We start from the raw sequence: 18,687 nt of genomic DNA, 5'->3' as shown, positions 1-18,687 counted from the left end.
TTGTTGACGACTCTCTCGTGCGTTGGCGGAAACATAGCCGCCGTTCATACTGTAACCCATTGACAACATGGCGTGCGCGCGAGACGGGTTCTCCAACGCGCAGATACACAGTCTGGAAACAAACGGCGGGCGCGGCGACGCTCTCACTCACCAGCCCATGTACTCCCCCAGTCTTTTTAGCTCCGTCCCAAAAAGACTGGTTACAATTACGTGCAGCATACAGACACCGGGAGGGATCGTGGCAAAAAAGCCTCAGCACGCTCAGAACAGCCAACGCGGACAGCAGGGCAAACAGGGCCAGCAGCAAAAGCGCGGCGGCAAGGCGCAGGCCACGGTCACCCGCGCCAAGCATTCCCAAGCGACGCCCGCCCGCCCCTGGCGTCCGGGCCGCGATAAATTCCTCCCCGTCAGTCGTGCCGACATGGATGCGCGCGGCTGGGACCAGTGCGACTTTGTCTACATCTGCGGCGATGCCTATGTGGACCATCCCAGCTTTGGCATGGCCATCATCAGCCGCGTACTCGACGCGCACGGCTACAAGGTGGGCATCATCTGCCAACCCGACTGGACCGACCCCGCCAGCATCACTGTGCTCGGCGAGCCGCGCCTGGGCTTTTTGGTCAGTGCCGGCAACATGGACTCCATGGTCAACCACTATTCGGTGACCAAACACCGCCGCCACACCGACGCCTATACCCCCGGTGGCGAGGAGGGGCGCCGTCCCAACCGAGCCGTCACGGTCTACGGCAACCTCATCCGCCAGACGTTTAAGGACGCCCCCATCATCATCGGCGGCATCGAGGCAAGCCTGCGCCGCCTGGCCCACTACGACTACTGGCAGGATAAGCTCAAGCGCTCGGTGCTGCTCGACTCGGGCGCCGACATCCTCATCTACGGTATGGGCGAGCACGCGATTGTCGAGATTGCCGACGCGCTCGACGCGGGGCTGCCCATCGATCAAATCACCTATATCAACGGCACCGTCTACCGCACAGGCTCGCTCGACGAGGTCTACGACTACGACCTGCTACCCAGCTGGGACGACCTTACCGCCGACAAGCTCAACTACGCACGCAGCTTTAACGTGCAACAGCAGAATATGGACCCCATCACCGGACATCGCCTGGTAGAGCCCTATCCCAACAGCGTCTATGTGGTGCAGAACCCGCCGTCGGCGACGTTGACGACCGATGAGATGGACGAGGTGGCCGAGCTCCCCTACGCACGCGATTGGCATCCCGACTACGACGCGGCGGGCGGCGTGCCGGCCTTTGCCGAGATCAAGTTTTCAATCAGCTCCAACCGCGGGTGCTTTGGTGAATGCTCGTTTTGCGCCCTCACCTTCCACCAGGGCCGCGTACTGCAGATGCGCAGCCACGACTCGATCATGCGCGAGGCAGAGCTGCTCACGCGCGATCCCGAGTTTAAGGGCTACATCAACGACGTGGGTGGACCGACGGCCAACTTTAGCCGCCCCGCCTGCGACAAGCAGCTCAAGCACGGCGTGTGCAAGAACAAGCGCTGCCTGTGGCCGAGCGTGTGCAAGAACATGGTGGTCGACGAGAGCGGCTACACACAGTTGTTGCGCGACCTGCGCCAGCTGCCGGGCGTCAAGAAGGTCTTCGTGCGCAGCGGCATCCGCTTTGACTACACCATGGCCGATGCCTCGGACGAGTTTTTTCGCGAGCTGCTGGAACACCATGTCTCGGGCCAGCTGCGCGTAGCGCCCGAGCACGTGAGCGACGCGGTACTGTCCGTGATGGGCAAGCCGAGCCGAACCGTCTACGACGCGTTCTGCCGTAAATTTGAACGCCTGAACCGCGAATACGGACTCAAGCAGTATGTGGTGCCGTATCTGATCTCGAGCCACCCCGGCTCGACCATGAAGGAAGCCGTGGACCTTGCCGAAGCCGTGCGCGACATGGGCTACATGCCCGAGCAGGTGCAGGACTTCTACCCCACACCGTCCACCATGTCGACGTGCATGTACTACACCGGCGTGGATCCGCGCACCATGAAGCCAATCTACGTGGCGCGCGACCCGCATGAGAAGGCCATGCAGCGCGCGCTCATCCAGTATCGCAAGCCCGAGAACTACAAGCTGGTACGCGAGGCGCTGGAAAAGGCTGGCCGTCGCGACCTGATCGGCTACACCAAGCATTGCCTGATTCGCCCCGTGCCGCCACGCCCGGGCGAGACATCGGCCAGCGGCGGGCACGGCACTGGCAAGAAGGGCGGTAAGGCCCACGGCGGCGTCGCCGGCAAGGGACCCAAAGGCAGCAAGGGCCACGGCGGTATGTCCCGCGCGCAGAACACCGCAGGCCGCAACCGTGCAGCTCAGGGGCGTCAGGGCGCCAACGGCGGCGGCCGCCGCAACTAGGGCAGCGGTGCGCTCGCTGCGTCCATCCCACACGCGTGGCGCAGTGAGCGCATCGCCTCCACGAGGATGATGCCGGCGATGGCAACCGTGACCGCCACGTTGAACGGCGTGTTCACAAACCAGAGCAACGTCATGAGATACGACCCGGCGTTAAAGGCAAAATGCAGCAGGATCGTGTAGCGGAGCTTTCCGGTCGTCACGAGCACCCAACCAAAGATGAGGCCGGCGACACCCGCATAACAGCCCTGCACCCAGTTCATGTGCATAAAGCCGAAGACCGCCGCCTGCAGCACGATTGCCGCGGCGACACCCCAGGTGCTCGGAGCCGCCCAGGGCACCATGGCAGCGTCTTGCGCGTTTGCGCGGCGCCGGCGTTTCCAGAGCGGACGGCACTGTGGATTAAACGCGCGCAGCGAAAACTCAAAGATGACGCCGCGCACCAGGAGCTCTTCGCAAAACGGCGCGCCGAGCACCGTGGTCAGGACGGCAAGAAGGCTGGTATCGCCCATGCCTGTTTCCTCGACAAGCTCGCTGTAATCGGCCGCCGCCTCGGGCAACAGCGACAGCACAGCGTCGGTCACGTAGCCAACGACCACCTGCAGGGCAAGGCCGATCACGATAACGCAGGCGATGCGCCTCCATGCTTTGTCTGCTCCCCCGCCAAGCGGGCGCTCGCCCTGCCAGCGCGCCATGAAGGAGCGGGGCCACAGATAGCGCCACCACAGCAGCGCCATCAAAAACGATGCCGTCTGCGCGGCGGCTTGAAACCATTGAATATCGAGGTTGTCAATCGGGAAACCCGTCAGCTCCGACACGATGTCCAGCGCGGAGAACAAAACCATGCTCAGGGCAATATCGGCAGCAACAACACCAAAACAGGCAAGCGCCCACGCTATCGCATTGAGCATGCCAACCTCCTCCTTCGGTGGCTAGTCATTTAAGAACGTCCCCAACGACTAGTCATTGGGGACGTTCTTCAACGACTAGCTGTTGGGGACAGTCTTTGCCAAAGGCCCCGTTGGGCGAAATGTCGAACGGAAAGGTGCCGCAGCGATTGAACGCGGCGATAAACATGCGGATGGCGTTGGACGGCGTAGTGCCCACGAGCTGAGTTGCAGCCGCGAAGGCTGCCTTCTCCTCGGGCAAGACCTTCGCGACTACGGGGGTCATGTGTTCTGCCATGGCGCTTCCTTTTTGAAACGACGGTGGTGCGGATAGATGCGGGCCACGCGGCTGGGCGACGGGCTGTGAAGGCAACCCGATTGGCCCGCATCCGGAGTTTGTTTCTGCGGCGTTGGTATTACTTAGTAATCTTAAGTATTACCACGCAGATAGAATACCACACCCAACCCCATAGGGACGGAGAAAAACGAATCATTTTGTTGCTGAGTTAGTATTTAGAGCGTGATGATGTCCGAGATATTGAGGGCCTGAGCGTCGGCGCCGTCGTGTGTGGCGAGCAAGAGCGTACGGCTGTCGAGCAGGTCGAGCACGACCTTGGTCGTCGCATCGCGCGCAGCGGTATCTAGACCGGTAAAGGGCTCGTCAAGAATCACCGCGTCGCCCGGACACAGCAGGGCTCGGGCGATTTCGACGCGACGGCGCTGCCCACCCGAAAGCTCGGCCACGCACGCATTCGCATCGATTCCCGGCACCAGCAGGCGCAACAAGGCAGCGGCACTCGAGGCGTCCACGTGTGCATCGGCGCATACCAGCACGTTATCCAGCGCCGAGGCGGATTCGACCAAGCGTGCATCCTGAAACACCATCGAGCACGGCGCGCACTCCCCCGCTGCCAGGGCAAGCAGCGTCGACTTGCCCACACCCGAGGCCCCCATCACGCAGGCACGCCCACCGGCGGGCACGCGAAGCACCAGTCCGTCGAGTGCCGGCGCCCAGGGCGCGCGATCGCCCACGGCAAGCGCAAGCTCCGCTGCAGTGCCACCGCTCGCAGCCCCCGCACACCCGCGCAGTCCATGCCCATGCGCCCGCACGGCCGCGCGCCACGCCACGGGTCCCGAAACCCGCAGCAGCCACACCAGCACGCGCTCACACGCCCACGAGGCGGCAACGACCAGCACGGTCCACGCCAGCAGGTCAGCCGTCTCAATCAAAAGCTTTGCCTGATAGATGCGCTCGCCCACGGTGCCCGCCGCCATGCCGATCAGCTCGGCCGCCACGCCGGCCTTCCAGCTCATGCCAATCACGGCGCGGGCGCACGAAAGCACAAACGGCAGCACCTCGCGCCAGGTATGGACGCAAAACAGGCGCCAGCCGCGCACGCCATGCAGACGGAACATCTGCTCCAGCGGTTTATTCACCTGGGCCAGCCCCTCGGCCAGCGAGAAATACACGCCCGGCAGCGCCATCAAAAAGACGGCGGCGATGCTCACGCGCGCCGACCCCAGCCAAATAAGTAGCAGGACCACTACGCAGGCGACCGGCGTCGCCTTTACAAACGACAGCGCCGGAGCCACCAGGCGCGCAAACGCCCGCGAACGTGACGAAATCCCGGCAAGTACGCCACCACACACCGCGGCAAGCGCCAGCCCACCCAGTATCCGCGCGCCCGAGCCCGCCAAAATCGCCCAGGCACCGCCATCGCACACCAGGCGCAGCAGCGCCAAGGCAACAGCACCCGGCCCCGGCAAGATCAGCGGCTGCGCCACCAGCGCCGCCACCAGCATCCACACGGCAAGCCAAAAGGCGGCAACGGCACCTGCTGCCGCCACCGCCTTCATACGCTCTGTCATTTGTTGAGCAAACGCACGCACGAGCTACTCCATGTAGTAGAAATCGTCAGCCGGGAGCTTGCCGCCCACGGCACTCGCGTCCGCATCGGCCAGCACCTGCAGGTACCCACCGAGCGCCGCCTTCATATCCTTCCCCGTCTGGCACACAAGCATGCACCCGGGAATCGCCTTTTCGGCAATCGTGGCGTTATCCACGATGCCTGCATCGACCACGGCCTGCACCCAGTCCGCCGGCGCCGCGTTCACGGCCTTCACGCTCGCCGCATGGCAGCTCAAGAATTCCGCCACGGCCTCGGGATGCTCCTCGGCAAAGGCACGGCGTACCACGGTCACACCCGTCAGCAGGCGCGAGCCCGTGTCACCTGCCAGCTCGTCCCACGCATCGGTCAGGCTCACCGGTGCCGACAGCTTGCCCTCGCTCTTGGCGATGGCAGCGGTCTTGAACGGCTCGGGCAGCACGCCCACGGCGGACGGGTCGGCAAGCAGGGCCGACAGCACCTCGGTGGGCTCGCTCTTAAACTCGAGCGTCACCTGACCGGTCAGGCCCGCGCGCTCCAGCAGGTAGTTCATGACGTACTCCGGCGTGGTGCCCTTGCCCGTCATATAGACGGTGTGGCCCGCCAGATCGCCAAACGAGGCCACACTTGCGTCGCCCGTCACCACGCTCAGCACGCCAAGCGTATTGATATCAATGACCTGTACCGCACCCTCGGTCTTGTTGTAGAGAACGCTCGCCACGTTGGCGGGTACCAAGGCAATGTCGACATCGCCCTGAATCACCTTGGGCACGATCTCGTCGGCGGCAGTGTTGATCGCAAAGTCGAACTCATTGTCTGTCTCGCCATCGGCTGCCTGGTCCATAAACTGCACCAGACCGATCGACGTCGGACCCTTGAGCGAGGCGACGTGCACCTCGACCGGCTCTGCGGCAGCACCGGCGCCGTCCGTGGCAACCGAGCCCGCGGCGGACCCGGCACCGGCAGCCCCGCCGCCACAGCCCGCGAGCGCAAGTGACAGGGCGCCCGCGGCGAGCGCCGAGGCAAACCCCCGGCGCGACATCTCAACATCAAACGCGCGCATCGCTAGCATGTCCCCTCGTTAGGCATCGACCAGGCATGATGGTCGGTATGCAGCAACTCCTCGGCCAGCGGCGAGAGCGGCGCGCCCAAAAACTCGCGGTAGCACGCCTGGACATCGGGATTCTCGTGCGAGAAACGAATGTCCGCCTTCGCATCCAGGCTCCACAGCACCTGGCCACGCTCAGCCGCCAGCTCGCAGCCGTCGTGGATGGGCTGACCGCCGCCACCGACGCAGCCGCCCGGGCACGCCATGACCTCAACAAAGTCATATCTCACACGGCCGTCGCGAATCGCGTCGAGCAGACGGGCGGCGTTGCCCAGCCCGTGCGCCACGGCGACGCGCACCTTGGTACCGTCGATATCGGCCACGGCCTCCTTCCAGCCCTCGAGTCCGCGCACGTCAGTGAAGAAGTCGGCATCCGGGTTCTTGCCCGTCACCAGGTAATATGCCGAGCGCACGGCGGCCTCCATCACGCCGCCCGTGGCGCCAAAGATCACACCCGCGCCTGTGCCAAAGCCCAGCGGCGTATCGAGCGGCCCCTCAACCAGCGTGTCCACGCTCACGTGGCTCGCGCGGATCATGCGCACCATCTCGCGCACCGTCAGCGCAACGTCCACATCGGGTGCGCCGCCCTCGCCCACCATGCTCGGCAGCGCGCACTCGGCCTTCTTGGCCGTGCACGGCATAACGGACACCACGAACAGGCGCTCGGGCTCCACGCCCAGCACCTTGGCGTAGTAGGTCTTGGCAATAGCGCCGAACATCTGCTGCGGCGACTTGGACGTAGACAGGCTGTCGACAAACTCCGGATAGCGCGCCTTCACAAAGCGCACCCAACCCGGGCAGCAGCTCGTAAACATGGGCCAGCCGCGGCTGTCACCCTCGCCCTTGGCGGCGGCGCCCAAGCGCTCGAGCAGCTCGGAGCCCTCCTCCATAATGGTGAGATCGGCCGAGAAATCGGTGTCGAACACGTACTCAAAGCCAACGCGACGCAGCGCGCAAGCCAGGCGCTCAACGGTGGCCTCCTCGCGCGGAATGCCGAGTTCCTCGCCCCAGGCGCTGCGCACGGCAGGCGCGATCTGCACCAGCACGATCTTGTCGGGATTAGCGAGCGCGTCGAACACGGTCTCGGTATCGTCGCGCTCGCGCAGTGCGCCCGTCGGACAATGCGTAACGCACTGGCCGCACGCGACGCAATCGGTCTTGCCGATCGGCGCGCGCCCGCGGGTACCCACAGCGGTATGCGTGGCGCGGTTGGTCAGGTCCCAAATCCCTAGGCCCTGCACGCTCTCGCACACCTTGATGCAGCGCATGCATTTAATGCACTTGTCGTTTTCGCGGATGATGGGAAAATCGAAATCCCAGCCCTCGCCCGCCAAATGCCTTTGATACGGCAGATAGAAAATGCCCAGGTCGTTGGCGATGGTCTGTAGGTTGCAGTTGCCGCTGCGCACGCAGCTCGTGCACTGCGAATCGTGCTGAGACAGCAGCAGCTGCACGTTGGTGCGACGGGCCTCGCGGGCCTTGGGGCTGTTGGTGTGGACCACCATGCCGTCGAGCACGTAGTTGTTGCAGGCTGCGACCAGCTGATCGCAGCCCTCAACCTCGACCACGCACACGCGGCAGCCGCCAATCTCGTTTAGATCGCGCAGGTAGCACAGGGTGGGAATCTGAATGCCGACGGACTTGGCCGCATCCAGGATCGTGGTGTGCTCGGGCACCACGACTTCGCAGTTATCGATAATGAGCCTGACCATGTTGTGCGCTCCGTTTTCGCTGTAGTCGCCGACAGTGGTTTTGTTGAGCTCTACCATTCCAGGTTCCTCCCTCCGCGGAACGCACCAAAGCCAAAGTGGTCGCAACGCAGGCAGCGACTCGCCTCTTGGCGTGCCTCCTCCTCGGTAAGGCCCTGTTCGACCAGATTCCAATCGTGAATGCGCTCGCCGGCCTCGCGCTCGCCCAGCTCGCAGCGGCCGCACTCGTGCTTGCCCTTAAATTGCACGGTCGGCAGCTCCACGTCGAGCTTAATCTTGTGGTCGAAGCCCAGGTAGTGGTCGATATTTGCCGAAGCCACGCGGCCGGCGTTGATAGCACGGATGACGGTGGCGGGGCCGGTCTGGCAGTCGCCGCCGCTAAAGAGGCCATCGAAGTTGGGCACGGCGCCGTCCGAATCGGTGACGACGCGACCCCACTTGCAGGCGATGCCCATGTCCTCAAACGGCTTGGAGTCGATGTCCTGACCAATGGCCACGAACACGCGCTCGCAGGGGATGACCTGCTCGGGCGTGGCGGCGGCACGCGGGGCCGGGCGCCCACGGCGGGGCTCGCCGATAATCTGCGGCTGCACGCGCAGGCCCCTCACACGACCGTCCTCGCCCGTCTCGATGGCGAGCGGGGCCGTCAGCTCCAGCACCTCGCAGCCCTCGGCCTGGGCACCGGCGATCTCGGCGTCCTGGGCCGTCATATCGCAGATGCGGCGGCGGTAGACGATGCTTACCTTTTCGGCGCCGCAGCGCACGGCAGAGCGGGCCACGTCCATGGCCACGTTGCCGCCGCCGATAACGCACACGCGCTGGCCGCTCAGGTCGGGCAGCGCGTCGTCACCGATGGCGCGCAGCATCTTGACGGCCGACTCCACGCCGGGAGCCTCTTCGCCCGGAAGGCCGAGCTTCTTGTCGCTGTGGGCACCGATGGCCAGGTAGACGGCATCGAACTCGTCGCACAGGCGAGCGAGCTCCTCGCCGTTCACGGAGTGGTCGAGCTCCACGTCGATACCGACGCTCAAGATCCAGTCGATCTCGGCCTGCAGGCGCTCGCGCGGCAGACGGTAGCTGGGAATGCCATAGCGCAGCATGCCGCCCAGGTGGTGGCGCTGCTCAAAAATGGTCACCTTGTGGCCCATCACGGCCAGGTAGTAAGCGCAGGAAAGACCGGCCGGGCCGCCGCCGATCACAGCGACGCGCTTACCGGTGTTGTCCACTACATGCGGCTTGTGGTCGTTGAGGTCGCTGTGCTCAACGGCAAAGCGCTTAAGAGCAAGGATATTCATGGGGTCGTCGACCATACCGCGGCGGCAGTGCATCTCGCAGGGATGCTCGCACACCAAGCCGCAGACGAGCGGCAGCGGGTTGTTCTTGCGGATGACCTTGACGGCATCGGCATAGCGGCCGGCCTCGACGAGCGAGATATAACCGGGAATGTCGACGTGCGCCGGGCAGCCAGAAACGCACGGGACGCGGGCCTCGCGGTCAAAGCCGCAGGAGTGCTCGCGGATGTGATGCTCAAAATCGTCGCGGAAGCCGCGAATGGCCGTGAGCGCCATGGCGCCGGCCTCGTAGCCGATGGCGCAGTCGCTCGAAAGGTAGATGGTGCGGGCCGTGCGCTCAATCAGATTGAGCGTGGACTCATCGGCACGCCCTTCGAGCACATCAGCGAGCAGGTCGCTCAGCGCGCTCAGGCCCACGCGACAGGGCGTGCACTTGCCGCAGCTCTGGGTGGAGCACAGGTTGACGAGCGCTGCCGTAAACTCAACGGGACACGGAGCGAGCGAACTCACCGCCAGACGACGTCCGAGCGCATCGTGCAGGTCGTCCATGACGGCCTGAGCGTGGCTGCGTTCCATAACATGCAGTCGAGCCATAAGATCCCCTCTCACATGGCAACCCGGAGGCGAGGCCGGGCGAAATTGCTACACGCACAACACTGACCTAAAAAGTTGTGAGGTCTCCATACGGTTCGGCAGGCGGTATAAAATGTCACCCTCAGCGGTGAAAAAGAACATTACCGCAGATAAATGCCATATTTGATAAAACGCGTTACCAAATGACAATGCCCCGCCCACGCAATCACGTGGACGGGGCATTGATCATGGTATGCGGCCAGCGACCCTGTTGCTTTTACTTAAGCTCGGGCCAGTAACCCTTGTTGGCCTCGATCATGTCGTCGAGAACTTCCTTGGCGACCTTCATCGAAGGTACGGTCTTGTTCAGCGTAAAGGCCTTGAGCGCCTTCTCATACGAACCCTCGATCGTAGCCTCGACCACGAGCTTCTCGGAGTTCAGCTGCTGCATCATGAGGCCCTGCTGGAACAGAGGAATGTTGTCGCGGCTGATGACCTCGGGGCCGTTCTTGCCAATGTAGGCAGGCAGCTCGACCATAGCGTCGTAGGGCATGTTGGGGATAGCGCCCTTGTTCTCGCAAATGACCAGGAAGCGCTGCTTGGTGTCGTTCTTCAGAGCGATGGCCAGGTCGGCAATCCAGTCGCCGTGGCTGCCCGCATAGAACGTGCTCTCGTCGATCTCGCCCGTCTTCTCGTAGTGGTCGATGCCGTCGAAGAGGTTCTTCTCGCGCGTCTCCTCAACCTCGTTCGCGCGGGTGCGCTCGGGGTTGGAATGCTCGACGAACTCCTTCTGCTGCAGGTAGTAGTTCAGATACGTGTTGGGCAGGTACTCCGGGAAGCACTCCATGATCTCGTACTCGCCCTTCCAGACGTAGTACCAGCTGCCCTTGGTGTGACGGTTCTGCTCGGGGTGCTCGTCAGTGGCCTCCTCGGGCTTCTTTGCCATGAGCGAGCCCATACCCTTGAGGTAGGAATCGGGCAGCAGAATCTCATGCTCCTTGATGTACTCGCGCAGCTGCGGGAGCACCTCCTCGCCCTTGTGGCGGATCGAGGTGAACCAACCAAAGTGGTTGAGGCCAAAGTAATCGTACTCGACATCCTTCTTCTCGATATCGAGCGCGGCGCAAACCACGTCGATAATCGCGATCGGCATGTCGCAGATGTTGATGATGCGAGCGTTGGGGCGCAGCACGCGGCAGCCCTCGGAGACGATGGCGGCAGGGTTGGAGTAGTTGAGAATCCAGTAGTCCTTCTTGGCGTACTTCTCAACGTCATCGATCAGCTCGACCATGGGGAAGATGGTGCGCATGCCGTAGGCAAGACCGCCGCAACCGCAAGTCTCCTGACCCACGCAGCCGTGACGCAGCGGAATCTTCTCGTCCTGCTCGCGCATGGCGTAGCCGCCCACGCGCATCTGGGCAAACACGAAGCTCGCGTCGGTAAAAGCCGTCTTCTTGTCGGTGGTCACCGTGAGCTTGATGTCCAGGCCGAGGTCCTCGTGCAAAATCCAGTCCACGAGCACGCCGATCTTGCGCTGGCGCTCCTCGTTGATGTCGTACAGACGAATCTCGTCAACGTCGAGCTCGTCCTTGCGCAGGGCGATTGACTTGACGATGCCGGGGGTAAAGGTGGATCCGCCACCACACAGAGTAATGATCATTGTTTACTGCTCCTTCTCAATTGCGTTTTCGACCTTGTCGCGCATCTCGGCGACCTTCATGCCAAAGATGATCTGGATATTATTGCCGTTGCGGTTGATGCCGCTGTTGGGCACGTGGTTGATGAGGTCCTCATTGATGAGGTCCGGGTTCTTAACGTTCACGCGGAGACGCGTAAAGCAGTTCTCGAGCTCCTCGATGTTGTCCTTGCCACCAAGACCTGCGACCAGGTCGGCAATACCTGCATCGACGCCCTCTGCGGGAGCCGCGGCAACAGCGCCCTGCTTCACCGCAACAGATGCGGCGGCCTCGCCCTCGGCAACGGACTCGGCGAGCTCGGACTCCTCCTCGCGACCAGGCGTGTGGAGGTTGAGCTTCTTAATAAGGAAGGTGAAGAGGAAGAAGTACAGAGCGGCGTTAACGACTCCAAGCACCAGCATAACCGGCCAGTTGGTCTTGTCGACACCGAGGACCAGGTTGGAAACCACGATGTTGATGATGCCGCCTGCAGTCGAAGCGGGCACGGAGAGGACCTTGAGCAGGACCAGGAAGATGCCGGAAAGAACCGAGTGAACGACAAAGAGCACGGGAGCGGCAAAGACAAAGAGGAAGTCCATGGGCTCGGTCACGCAGGAGAGCACGGCGGTGATGATCAGCGGGATGATAACGGCCTTGGTCTTGTCCTTGTTCCCCTTGTAAGCAGTGAAGATAAAGGCGAGACCGATACCGATGTAGGGCCACAGGTTGTTGAAGGTATAGCTGTTGAAGTAGGTGCTATCGGAGAAGGGCTGACCCGTCATTGCCATCTCGGCAACACGGATGGGATAGGCGCCGGCGATAACCTGATCACCCAGTGTAAGGGTGCCGCCCACATCGGAGAACTGGAACGGGGTGTAGATGAGGTGGTGCAGATCGGTGGGAACGAGCAGCTTGTTGAGCATGCCGTAGATAAAGAGGCCGATGTTGCCCGACGCCTTAATGATGCCGGCAACTGAGGAGATGGCACCCTGAACCGGAGGCCAAACGATGCAGAAGCCAGCGCCCATGATCCAGGAGATGATGATCATGATCAGGAACGGGAAGCGAACGCCCGAGAACATCGAAAGGGCAATGGGGAACTGCTTATTCGAGTACTTGTTGAACACGGCACCGGTGATGCAACCGAGAATAATGCCGCCGAACACGCCGGTATCGAGCACCTGAATGCCCATAACGGTGGCCTGGCCGGTTCCGGTAAGACCGAGCATGCCGCTCGCATCGGCAAGAGAGCCGGTGGCGTTGAGCACGATGTTGTTAGCCTGCAGGAACAGGAAGAACGACATCAGGGCAATCAGCGAAGCATGGCCCTTGTTCTTCTTTGCCATGGCGCCGGCGATGCCCACGCAGAACAGAATCGAGAGGTTGTTGATGATAAACATCAGCGACTGATAGACAACGGCGCCCACAAGCTGGAACGGACCGGAGCCCAGTACGGGGACCAAAGCGCAGATGGTCTTGTTGGTCAGAATGATGCCCACGATGAGCAGGATGCCGGCAACCGAGAGATACATCATCGGCTGAACGATCGACTTCGCGAACACCTCCAACGGCGCTTTGAAATTGAACTTCTTTTTTGCGGTCATAGCGGTACTCCCCTTCCTTTTCCGCAAATTAAGACAGATGTGCCCTGGACAAGACCGTGAGCCTTGCCTTATATCAATCGATGTGTGGGCACGTTATGCCTAGAGACCAGGTTCTCCAAGCAGGTTAACAATGTGATATGCGAGATAACTCTTCTCAGCATCGGTAACGACAACGTTATAGGTAGACGACAAGTGGGCGGCTATGGCGTCCGCGCACGAGAATGCGCAGGGATACGCCGTTTCATCGATTCGGAACAGCGCGTCTCCGTTGATTTGCCCTGCCGTAGGATCGAGCGCTCGCTGTGCGAAAAACTGCAGGTGACGAACGAAACGTTCGTAAGGCAGCGAGGTGTCATCGAGAGTCGTAGCATAGCGCTTGGAAACAATCGCGAGCACGTCGCGAACAAGCTGGACCGAAACAATCAAACGATCGGAGCGTTGCGGCATGGTGGCGTTGACGATATGCAGCGTAATAAAACCCTGCTCTTCTTCGCTCATCTGGATGCCCATATACTCCTTGATAATCTGCAGCGCACGGCCCGCAAGCGCATACTCCTTGCGATAGAATTGCTGGATCTCGAGCAGCAACGGATTCTCACAGGAGACGCCCTTGCGCTCACGCTCCAAAGCAAGGCTGATATGGTCTGCGAGAGCAATGAGAATCTTGTCGTTGATATCAACATTGAGCTCTCGACGGAGCATCTGAACGATGTCCTCGGAAATCACGAGGTTGACGGTGGGGATGGACTCCAAAAGATGTGCCAAGCGGTCAATCGTACGCGAATCCTGAGAAGTTCCCTCCTGCAACGCGTAGGTCTTTTCGACCGACGTCTCATCGATGGCATCGCCGGCATGGCGACCAAAGCAGAGGCCTCGACCGATGACGATGAGCTCGGAGCCATCGTCCGAAGTGACCATTGCGACGTTGTTGTTAAAAACTCGCTTGATAACCACGGTACCCACCACAAGAATTTACTCGGAAAGCCAGACGACAGGCTCTTTAACAGCAACAGGGCCGGAAGCATGCTCGCGAAGAGTCGAGTTCTCCGAACGCTCGCACACGATAACGAAGACCGTGGGATCAAAGCCGGCAGCGCGAACCACGTCGAAATCGACCTCGACGAGGGGCTGGCCCGCGTCGACATGGTCACCCTGGGCAACAAGCGCATGGAAGCCCTTGCCCTCAAGTTTAACAGTGTCGATTCCGATATGCAGCATCACCTGAGCAGAGCTGTCGTCGGACATGATGCCCAGCGCGTGCTCAGTCGGAAACAGCGCCGCGACGGTGCCGGAAACAGGAGCGCACACCGTTCCCTCTTGGGGAACCACGGCAACGCCATCGCCCACCGCACGGCTGCTAAAAGCGGGGTCATTGGTATTTTCTAGATGAACAAGCTCGCCGGAAACGGGAGCGAGGATTTCGAACTCGGAAGCCGCAGTCGTCTGCTTATCCGAGCCACCCATTAGGCGAGAAAAGAAACCCATGGTGGCATGTCCCTTCATAATTATAGCCCAACCAAAATCAAGCGAATGCATCCATAGAGACACACCCGTTCAAAGACTTTGGTTAGGCCCACGTCCGAGGGACTCGGTAACCTTCCGCATTTCTTTTTACGTGAGCTATTGTAGACAAGCCCAAAGCCGGAACAATCATTATGACCGGCGAACGGTATTTTTTCTCCGATAAACGGTATTTATGCGGTACTTAGGGACGTTCCTTTTCTGCCGGCACTCGGGGACACTCCTCACTCTGGTGCATTGGGGACAGGTTTGTTTGCACCAGGTTGGTGCAGATTAACCTGGTCCCATTGCACCAATTTCGTATGCGCTAGATAAAGAGCTCGCATTCCTTCCGCACGACGCAAACCTTGCTCAGCATCTGGGAAACAGCGGATAGCTTGTTGGGATCAGCCTTACGAGCACCTCGCGGACATACGGCAATGCAGCGCATGCAGGAGATGCACGCCTCGCCAGCTGCTCGTTTGGGGTCACCCTTGTCGATAGCACAAACGGGGCACGCCGCGGCGCATGCACCGCAGGAAACGCAATCCTCTGTTGCCTCGGGTGCCATGCGGTGACCTCCAGCTTGTTTATAAGGACGATTGCCGGGGATAGAGGGCTCGGACGCATCCTCAGCCAACAGCTTTTGCTGAATTTGCTGAGCAAACTCAGCAAGCTGCGCCGCATCCTGCGCATCCGGACGACCGGCAGCAAACTGTCGCGCAATGGAATGTTCTGCAATGGCCGCAACTGCCGCGATCACCCGGAATCCCGCATGCTTCGCAACGTCCTCCAGCTCTACGAGCGTGTCCTCAAACGCGCGGTTTCCGTAGACGCACACCAGAACGGCCCGCGCTCCGTTGCCGTGAACCATGCCCAACCGGTCAGCCACCACAGCCGGGATTCTACCGGCATACGCCGGCACAGAGATTACGGCCACGTCGTCCTCAGTCATCGAGACAGCGCTGAAATCTAGCCCGCTATCGGTCAGATCGACGGTAACGGTATTCTTGTCCAGTGCCCCGGCCACAAGGCCAGACACCTTCTGCGTTCCACCCGTCGGACTAAACACAATTTCGAATACGCTCATCGAGACACCCTCCCCCTACGTCTGGCAACGCGTCAAGCCGTTTTCACATCCAGCCAGAGTATACGGCACGTGGGATCCCCATTTTGGTGCATCAAACACCCCAATGCACCAACCCTACGCTGTCTGCCTCTTCGTTTTGTATAAATTACGGTACAGATTGTATATATTTACGGGATACCGCTGTGTTCTCCTGAGGTACCCCATCCTAGCCCGTGCAAAAAACGGAGTATTCTGCAACGTAACCACGCCAGCACCGCCGCGGGTGGGCAAAACTGTAGGGCGCCGTATCATTCTAAGTCCCGATATGGCGAGAATGACGCGCCCCTGCTCCGGAAAACGGCGAAATCTGACTCAGAACGCTCGCCAGGGATATCCGAAGGCCACCGTTGGCGACGTCGGATCATATGCAGACAACTCGAACTGCAGAATACTCCAAAAAATGCACGGCGCACCCCATGGGACCCATTGCCGCATGGCAGAAAACAGGTCCACGGCATCCTCTAGATGCATTCCCGAGGAAATCACATTTGAACTAGCGATCGGATACGACAAACAAAAAGGGCCCCGAGCGTAGTTGCTCGGGACCCTTGGTTCACCTCGCTCTAGCGGGCGATGCGTATGTTACTTGCGCTTGCCGCCGCCGTCACCGGGGCGACGGGAGCTGCCGCCGCGCTTGCCGCCACGGCTGTTGCCATAGCTGCCACGGTTATCGCGACCGCCGGCACGGCCGCCACGGGAGCCGGCCTGGTTGCCACCACGAGCGCCACGATAGCCGCCACGACGCTCCTCGCGGGTATCGTCGTAGTTGCGCCAGTCATCGCGACGATCGCGGCTGGCACGCGGGTCACGACGATCGCGCGACTCGTTAGAACGACCAGCGCCGCCGCGGCCGCCATTGCCGCGAGCACCCTCGCGACGCTCGCCGCCGCGGCTACCGCGCTCTTCAAAGCGCTTGCCGCCACGGGACTCACCGCCACGGGCAGCACGCTCACCACGACCCTCGCCGCCGCGACGCTCATCACGGCCACCGCGCTCGCCATCACGACCGGAACGACAGCGGTCGCCCGAACCGCGCTTGCCACCGCGCGAACCGCGGCCCTCGTCCTCGCGCTCGACACGACGACGGCCACCGCGATCCTCATCCTCGCGACGACGGCGATGTGCCTCACCCTGGAACTGCTTGGCACGACGCTCGGCACGGTTACCGCGCGCAGGCTGCTCAGCGGCACCAGCACCAGCGCGCTCCTCGGCAGCCACCTCGCGAGCCACGCTCTCAACAGCCTCGTCCACGCGAGCCTGAACGCCCTCGCGCACGCGGGTCTTGCCGCTGCGCTTGGGACGGCTCGGACGCTCGCCGTCGCTGCGGCGCTCGTCGCGACCGCGGTTGGAACGGCCGGCCACGTCGCCGTAATCATCGCCGTTGCGCTTGCCGTCGCGACGCGCCTGCTCAAGCTTCTTCTTGCTCTTGGACTTGCCGCGCTTAGTCTTCTTCTTCACCTTAAAGGCCGCAGGGTCGCGCTCGGGATCAACCGCAGGCGGGTTGGGACCCACATGCAGGTCGCCGGCCTCGTAGATGTCGGCAGTCTTGTCCATGAGCTTCTCGATCTCGTAGAACTCGTCGACGTCCTGCTCAGTCACAAACGTAATGGCCCAGCCCAGCTCGCCGGCGCGGCCCGTACGGCCAATGCGGTGGATATAGTCGGTCGGCTCGGCCGGCACGTCAAAGTTCACGACGTAGCGCACGTCGCTAATGTCGATGCCGCGGGCGAGAACATCGGTTGCCACCAGCACGTCGACGGTGCCGTCGCGGAAGGCAGAAAGCGCGCGCTCGCGCTGGGCCTGGCTACGGTTGCCGTGAATCGCGGCGGCCTTGATGCCCTTGCGCTCCAGACGACGGCAGCAGCTGTCGGCGCGGTGCTTGGTGCGCATAAAGACGATGGTGCGCTCCGGGCCCTCCTTCTTGAGAAACTCGGGCAACAGGTTGTTCTTGGCCTCGATGGACACCGGGAACACAAACTGGTCGACGGTGTCGGCGGTCGACGTGGCCGGCGCGATCTCCACGCGGGCCGGGTCGCTCACCAGGTCGGTGATCTCGCCCACGGCCTCCTCGTCGAGGGTCGCCGAGAACAGCAGCGTCTGGCGCTCGGCCGGCGTCTCGCGCACAATGCGGCGGACGGCGGGCAAAAAGCCCATGTCGAGCATGCGGTCGGCCTCGTCGAGCACCAGCACCTTGACCTCGTTCAGGTGGCAGGCGCCCTGCTCGATCAGGTCGACCAGACGGCCCGGCGTGGCGACCAGGATATCGCAGCCGTACTTGAGTGCCGCGGTCTGCGGCTTGTAGCTCACGCCACCCACGACGGTCACGGCGACATGGCCGGTGACGTCGGCGATCTTGCTTGCGACCTCGTCGATCTGCTGGGCAAGCTCGCGCGTGGGGGTGATGACGAGCATCACGGGGCCGCGGCCGTTGCCCTCGGGCTTCTTGGCACCGCGACGGCGGTTGCGGCCGCCGCGCTCGCGCACGGGCTTGGGCGGAGCGATGTGCTCCAGATTGTTCATGGTCGGCAGCAAAAAGGCGGCCGTCTTGCCGGTGCCGGTCTGGGCGGCGGCAAGCAGGTCGCGGCCCTCGAGCACCACGGGGATCGAGCCGGCCTGCACGGGCGTCGGCGCCGTGTAGCCCAGGTTCTCGATAGCACGGAGCATCTCGTCGGAGAGGCCCAGTTCGTCAAAGGCGGGCAGGCTCTCGGTAGCGGACTCGACGGCCTGGGCAGCATTTGCCTCGTCGGCGGCATCGAAGGCAGCCTGGGTCATGACCTCGCGGGTCTCGTCCAGAATCTCGGCGTCGGTGACGTCGGATACAGAATTACGCATATGTTGTTGTTCCTTATCTGCACGCGTCATGAGCGCGGCATGCGGCCGCGCGGGCGTGCTTGGTAGTGCGCTAATACATACAAAAACGGGTGCGCACAGAGAGGACGTTGCTCA

At 62.0% G+C, this 18,687-nt stretch carries 13 protein-coding genes; 1 reads left to right on the top strand and 12 read right to left on the bottom strand.

The window, feature by feature from the left end; all coding sequences use genetic code 11:
• Positions 1 to 238: 238 nt before the first annotated feature.
• Complete coding sequence (locus GPK42_RS08415; RefSeq protein ID WP_338404352.1) at positions 239 to 2,380, top strand: YgiQ family radical SAM protein; 2,142 nt, start codon at positions 239 to 241, stop codon at positions 2,378 to 2,380.
• Here the strand turns inward: GPK42_RS08415 and GPK42_RS08410 are convergent.
• The 12 genes from GPK42_RS08410 to GPK42_RS08355 form a co-directional block, all read right to left on the bottom strand.
• Positions 2,377 to 3,288: a CPBP family intramembrane glutamic endopeptidase gene (locus tag GPK42_RS08410; protein ID WP_215694768.1), complete on the bottom strand. Its 912-nt coding sequence runs from the start codon at positions 3,286 to 3,288 to the stop codon at positions 2,377 to 2,379. The genes GPK42_RS08415 and GPK42_RS08410 overlap by 4 nt on opposite strands.
• A 52-nt stretch (positions 3,289 to 3,340) precedes the next feature.
• Positions 3,341 to 3,562, bottom strand: a complete 222-nt coding sequence (locus tag GPK42_RS08405) for a type II toxin-antitoxin system RelB/DinJ family antitoxin (protein WP_117757910.1) — start codon at positions 3,560 to 3,562, stop codon at positions 3,341 to 3,343.
• A 215-nt stretch (positions 3,563 to 3,777) separates the two neighbouring features.
• The gene (locus GPK42_RS08400; protein ID WP_215694767.1) at positions 3,778 to 5,154 is read right to left on the bottom strand and encodes an ATP-binding cassette domain-containing protein; all 1,377 of its coding nucleotides are present in this window, start codon (positions 5,152 to 5,154) and stop codon (positions 3,778 to 3,780) included.
• A 3-nt stretch (positions 5,155 to 5,157) separates the two neighbouring features.
• The gene (locus GPK42_RS08395) at positions 5,158 to 6,222 is read right to left on the bottom strand and encodes an ABC transporter substrate-binding protein (protein WP_252200218.1); all 1,065 of its coding nucleotides are present in this window, start codon (positions 6,220 to 6,222) and stop codon (positions 5,158 to 5,160) included.
• Positions 6,216 to 8,027 (bottom strand): [FeFe] hydrogenase, group A, encoded by a 1,812-nt coding sequence (locus GPK42_RS08390; RefSeq protein ID WP_275950437.1) that lies wholly within the window; start codon positions 8,025 to 8,027, stop codon positions 6,216 to 6,218. The genes GPK42_RS08395 and GPK42_RS08390 overlap by 7 nt, the downstream gene beginning before the upstream one ends.
• Positions 8,021 to 9,853: an NAD(P)-binding protein gene (locus tag GPK42_RS08385; protein WP_215694766.1), complete on the bottom strand. Its 1,833-nt coding sequence runs from the start codon at positions 9,851 to 9,853 to the stop codon at positions 8,021 to 8,023. The genes GPK42_RS08390 and GPK42_RS08385 overlap by 7 nt, the downstream gene beginning before the upstream one ends.
• A gap of 256 nt (positions 9,854 to 10,109) precedes the next feature.
• Positions 10,110 to 11,492: a 6-phospho-alpha-glucosidase gene (locus tag GPK42_RS08380; protein ID WP_215694765.1), complete on the bottom strand. Its 1,383-nt coding sequence runs from the start codon at positions 11,490 to 11,492 to the stop codon at positions 10,110 to 10,112.
• Between the two features lie 3 nt (positions 11,493 to 11,495).
• Entirely contained in the window at positions 11,496 to 13,112 is a 1,617-nt protein-coding gene (locus GPK42_RS08375; protein WP_215694764.1) for a PTS transporter subunit EIIC, read from the bottom strand.
• Between the two features lie 99 nt (positions 13,113 to 13,211).
• Entirely contained in the window at positions 13,212 to 14,066 is an 855-nt protein-coding gene (locus tag GPK42_RS10180) for a PRD domain-containing protein (protein ID WP_338404351.1), read from the bottom strand.
• An 18-nt stretch (positions 14,067 to 14,084) separates the two neighbouring features.
• On the bottom strand, positions 14,085 to 14,597 hold the full coding sequence (locus GPK42_RS08365; protein ID WP_215694763.1) for a PTS sugar transporter subunit IIA: 513 nt from the start codon (positions 14,595 to 14,597) through the stop codon (positions 14,085 to 14,087).
• Between the two features lie 343 nt (positions 14,598 to 14,940).
• Positions 14,941 to 15,702 carry a ferredoxin family protein gene (locus GPK42_RS08360; RefSeq protein WP_215694762.1) on the bottom strand — a complete coding sequence of 254 codons (762 nt, stop codon included), beginning with the start codon at positions 15,700 to 15,702 and terminating at the stop codon, positions 14,941 to 14,943.
• A 621-nt stretch (positions 15,703 to 16,323) separates the two neighbouring features.
• Positions 16,324 to 18,573, bottom strand: a complete 2,250-nt coding sequence (locus GPK42_RS08355) for a DEAD/DEAH box helicase (RefSeq protein WP_215694761.1) — start codon at positions 18,571 to 18,573, stop codon at positions 16,324 to 16,326.
• Between the last annotated feature and the right edge of the window lie 114 nt (positions 18,574 to 18,687).

Source organism: Collinsella aerofaciens, from assembly GCF_018785265.1.
GTDB lineage: Bacteria > Actinomycetota > Coriobacteriia > Coriobacteriales > Coriobacteriaceae > Collinsella > Collinsella aerofaciens_AI.
The sequence above is the reverse complement of the archived record's forward strand: the minus strand, read 5'-3'. Positions and strand labels throughout refer to the sequence as shown.

What these genes read in the sequence shown, in the direction of transcription:
- GPK42_RS08410 (WP_215694768.1), bottom strand. Translation starts at nt 3,288, where the DNA reads ATGCTCAATGCGATAGCGTGGGCGCTTGCCTGTTTTGGTGTTGTTGCT.
- GPK42_RS08405 (WP_117757910.1), bottom strand. Translation starts at nt 3,562, where the DNA reads ATGGCAGAACACATGACCCCCGTAGTCGCGAAGGTCTTGCCCGAGGAG.
- GPK42_RS08395 (WP_252200218.1), bottom strand. Translation starts at nt 6,222, where the DNA reads ATGCTAGCGATGCGCGCGTTTGATGTTGAGATGTCGCGCCGGGGGTTT.
- GPK42_RS08390 (WP_275950437.1), bottom strand. Translation starts at nt 8,027, where the DNA reads ATGGTAGAGCTCAACAAAACCACTGTCGGCGACTACAGCGAAAACGGA.
- GPK42_RS08385 (WP_215694766.1), bottom strand. Translation starts at nt 9,853, where the DNA reads ATGGCTCGACTGCATGTTATGGAACGCAGCCACGCTCAGGCCGTCATG.
- GPK42_RS08380 (WP_215694765.1), bottom strand. Translation starts at nt 11,492, where the DNA reads ATGATCATTACTCTGTGTGGTGGCGGATCCACCTTTACCCCCGGCATC.
- GPK42_RS08375 (WP_215694764.1), bottom strand. Translation starts at nt 13,112, where the DNA reads ATGACCGCAAAAAAGAAGTTCAATTTCAAAGCGCCGTTGGAGGTGTTC.
- GPK42_RS08365 (WP_215694763.1), bottom strand. Translation starts at nt 14,597, where the DNA reads ATGGGTTTCTTTTCTCGCCTAATGGGTGGCTCGGATAAGCAGACGACT.
- GPK42_RS08360 (WP_215694762.1), bottom strand. Translation starts at nt 15,702, where the DNA reads ATGAGCGTATTCGAAATTGTGTTTAGTCCGACGGGTGGAACGCAGAAG.
- GPK42_RS08355 (WP_215694761.1), bottom strand. Translation starts at nt 18,573, where the DNA reads ATGCGTAATTCTGTATCCGACGTCACCGACGCCGAGATTCTGGACGAG.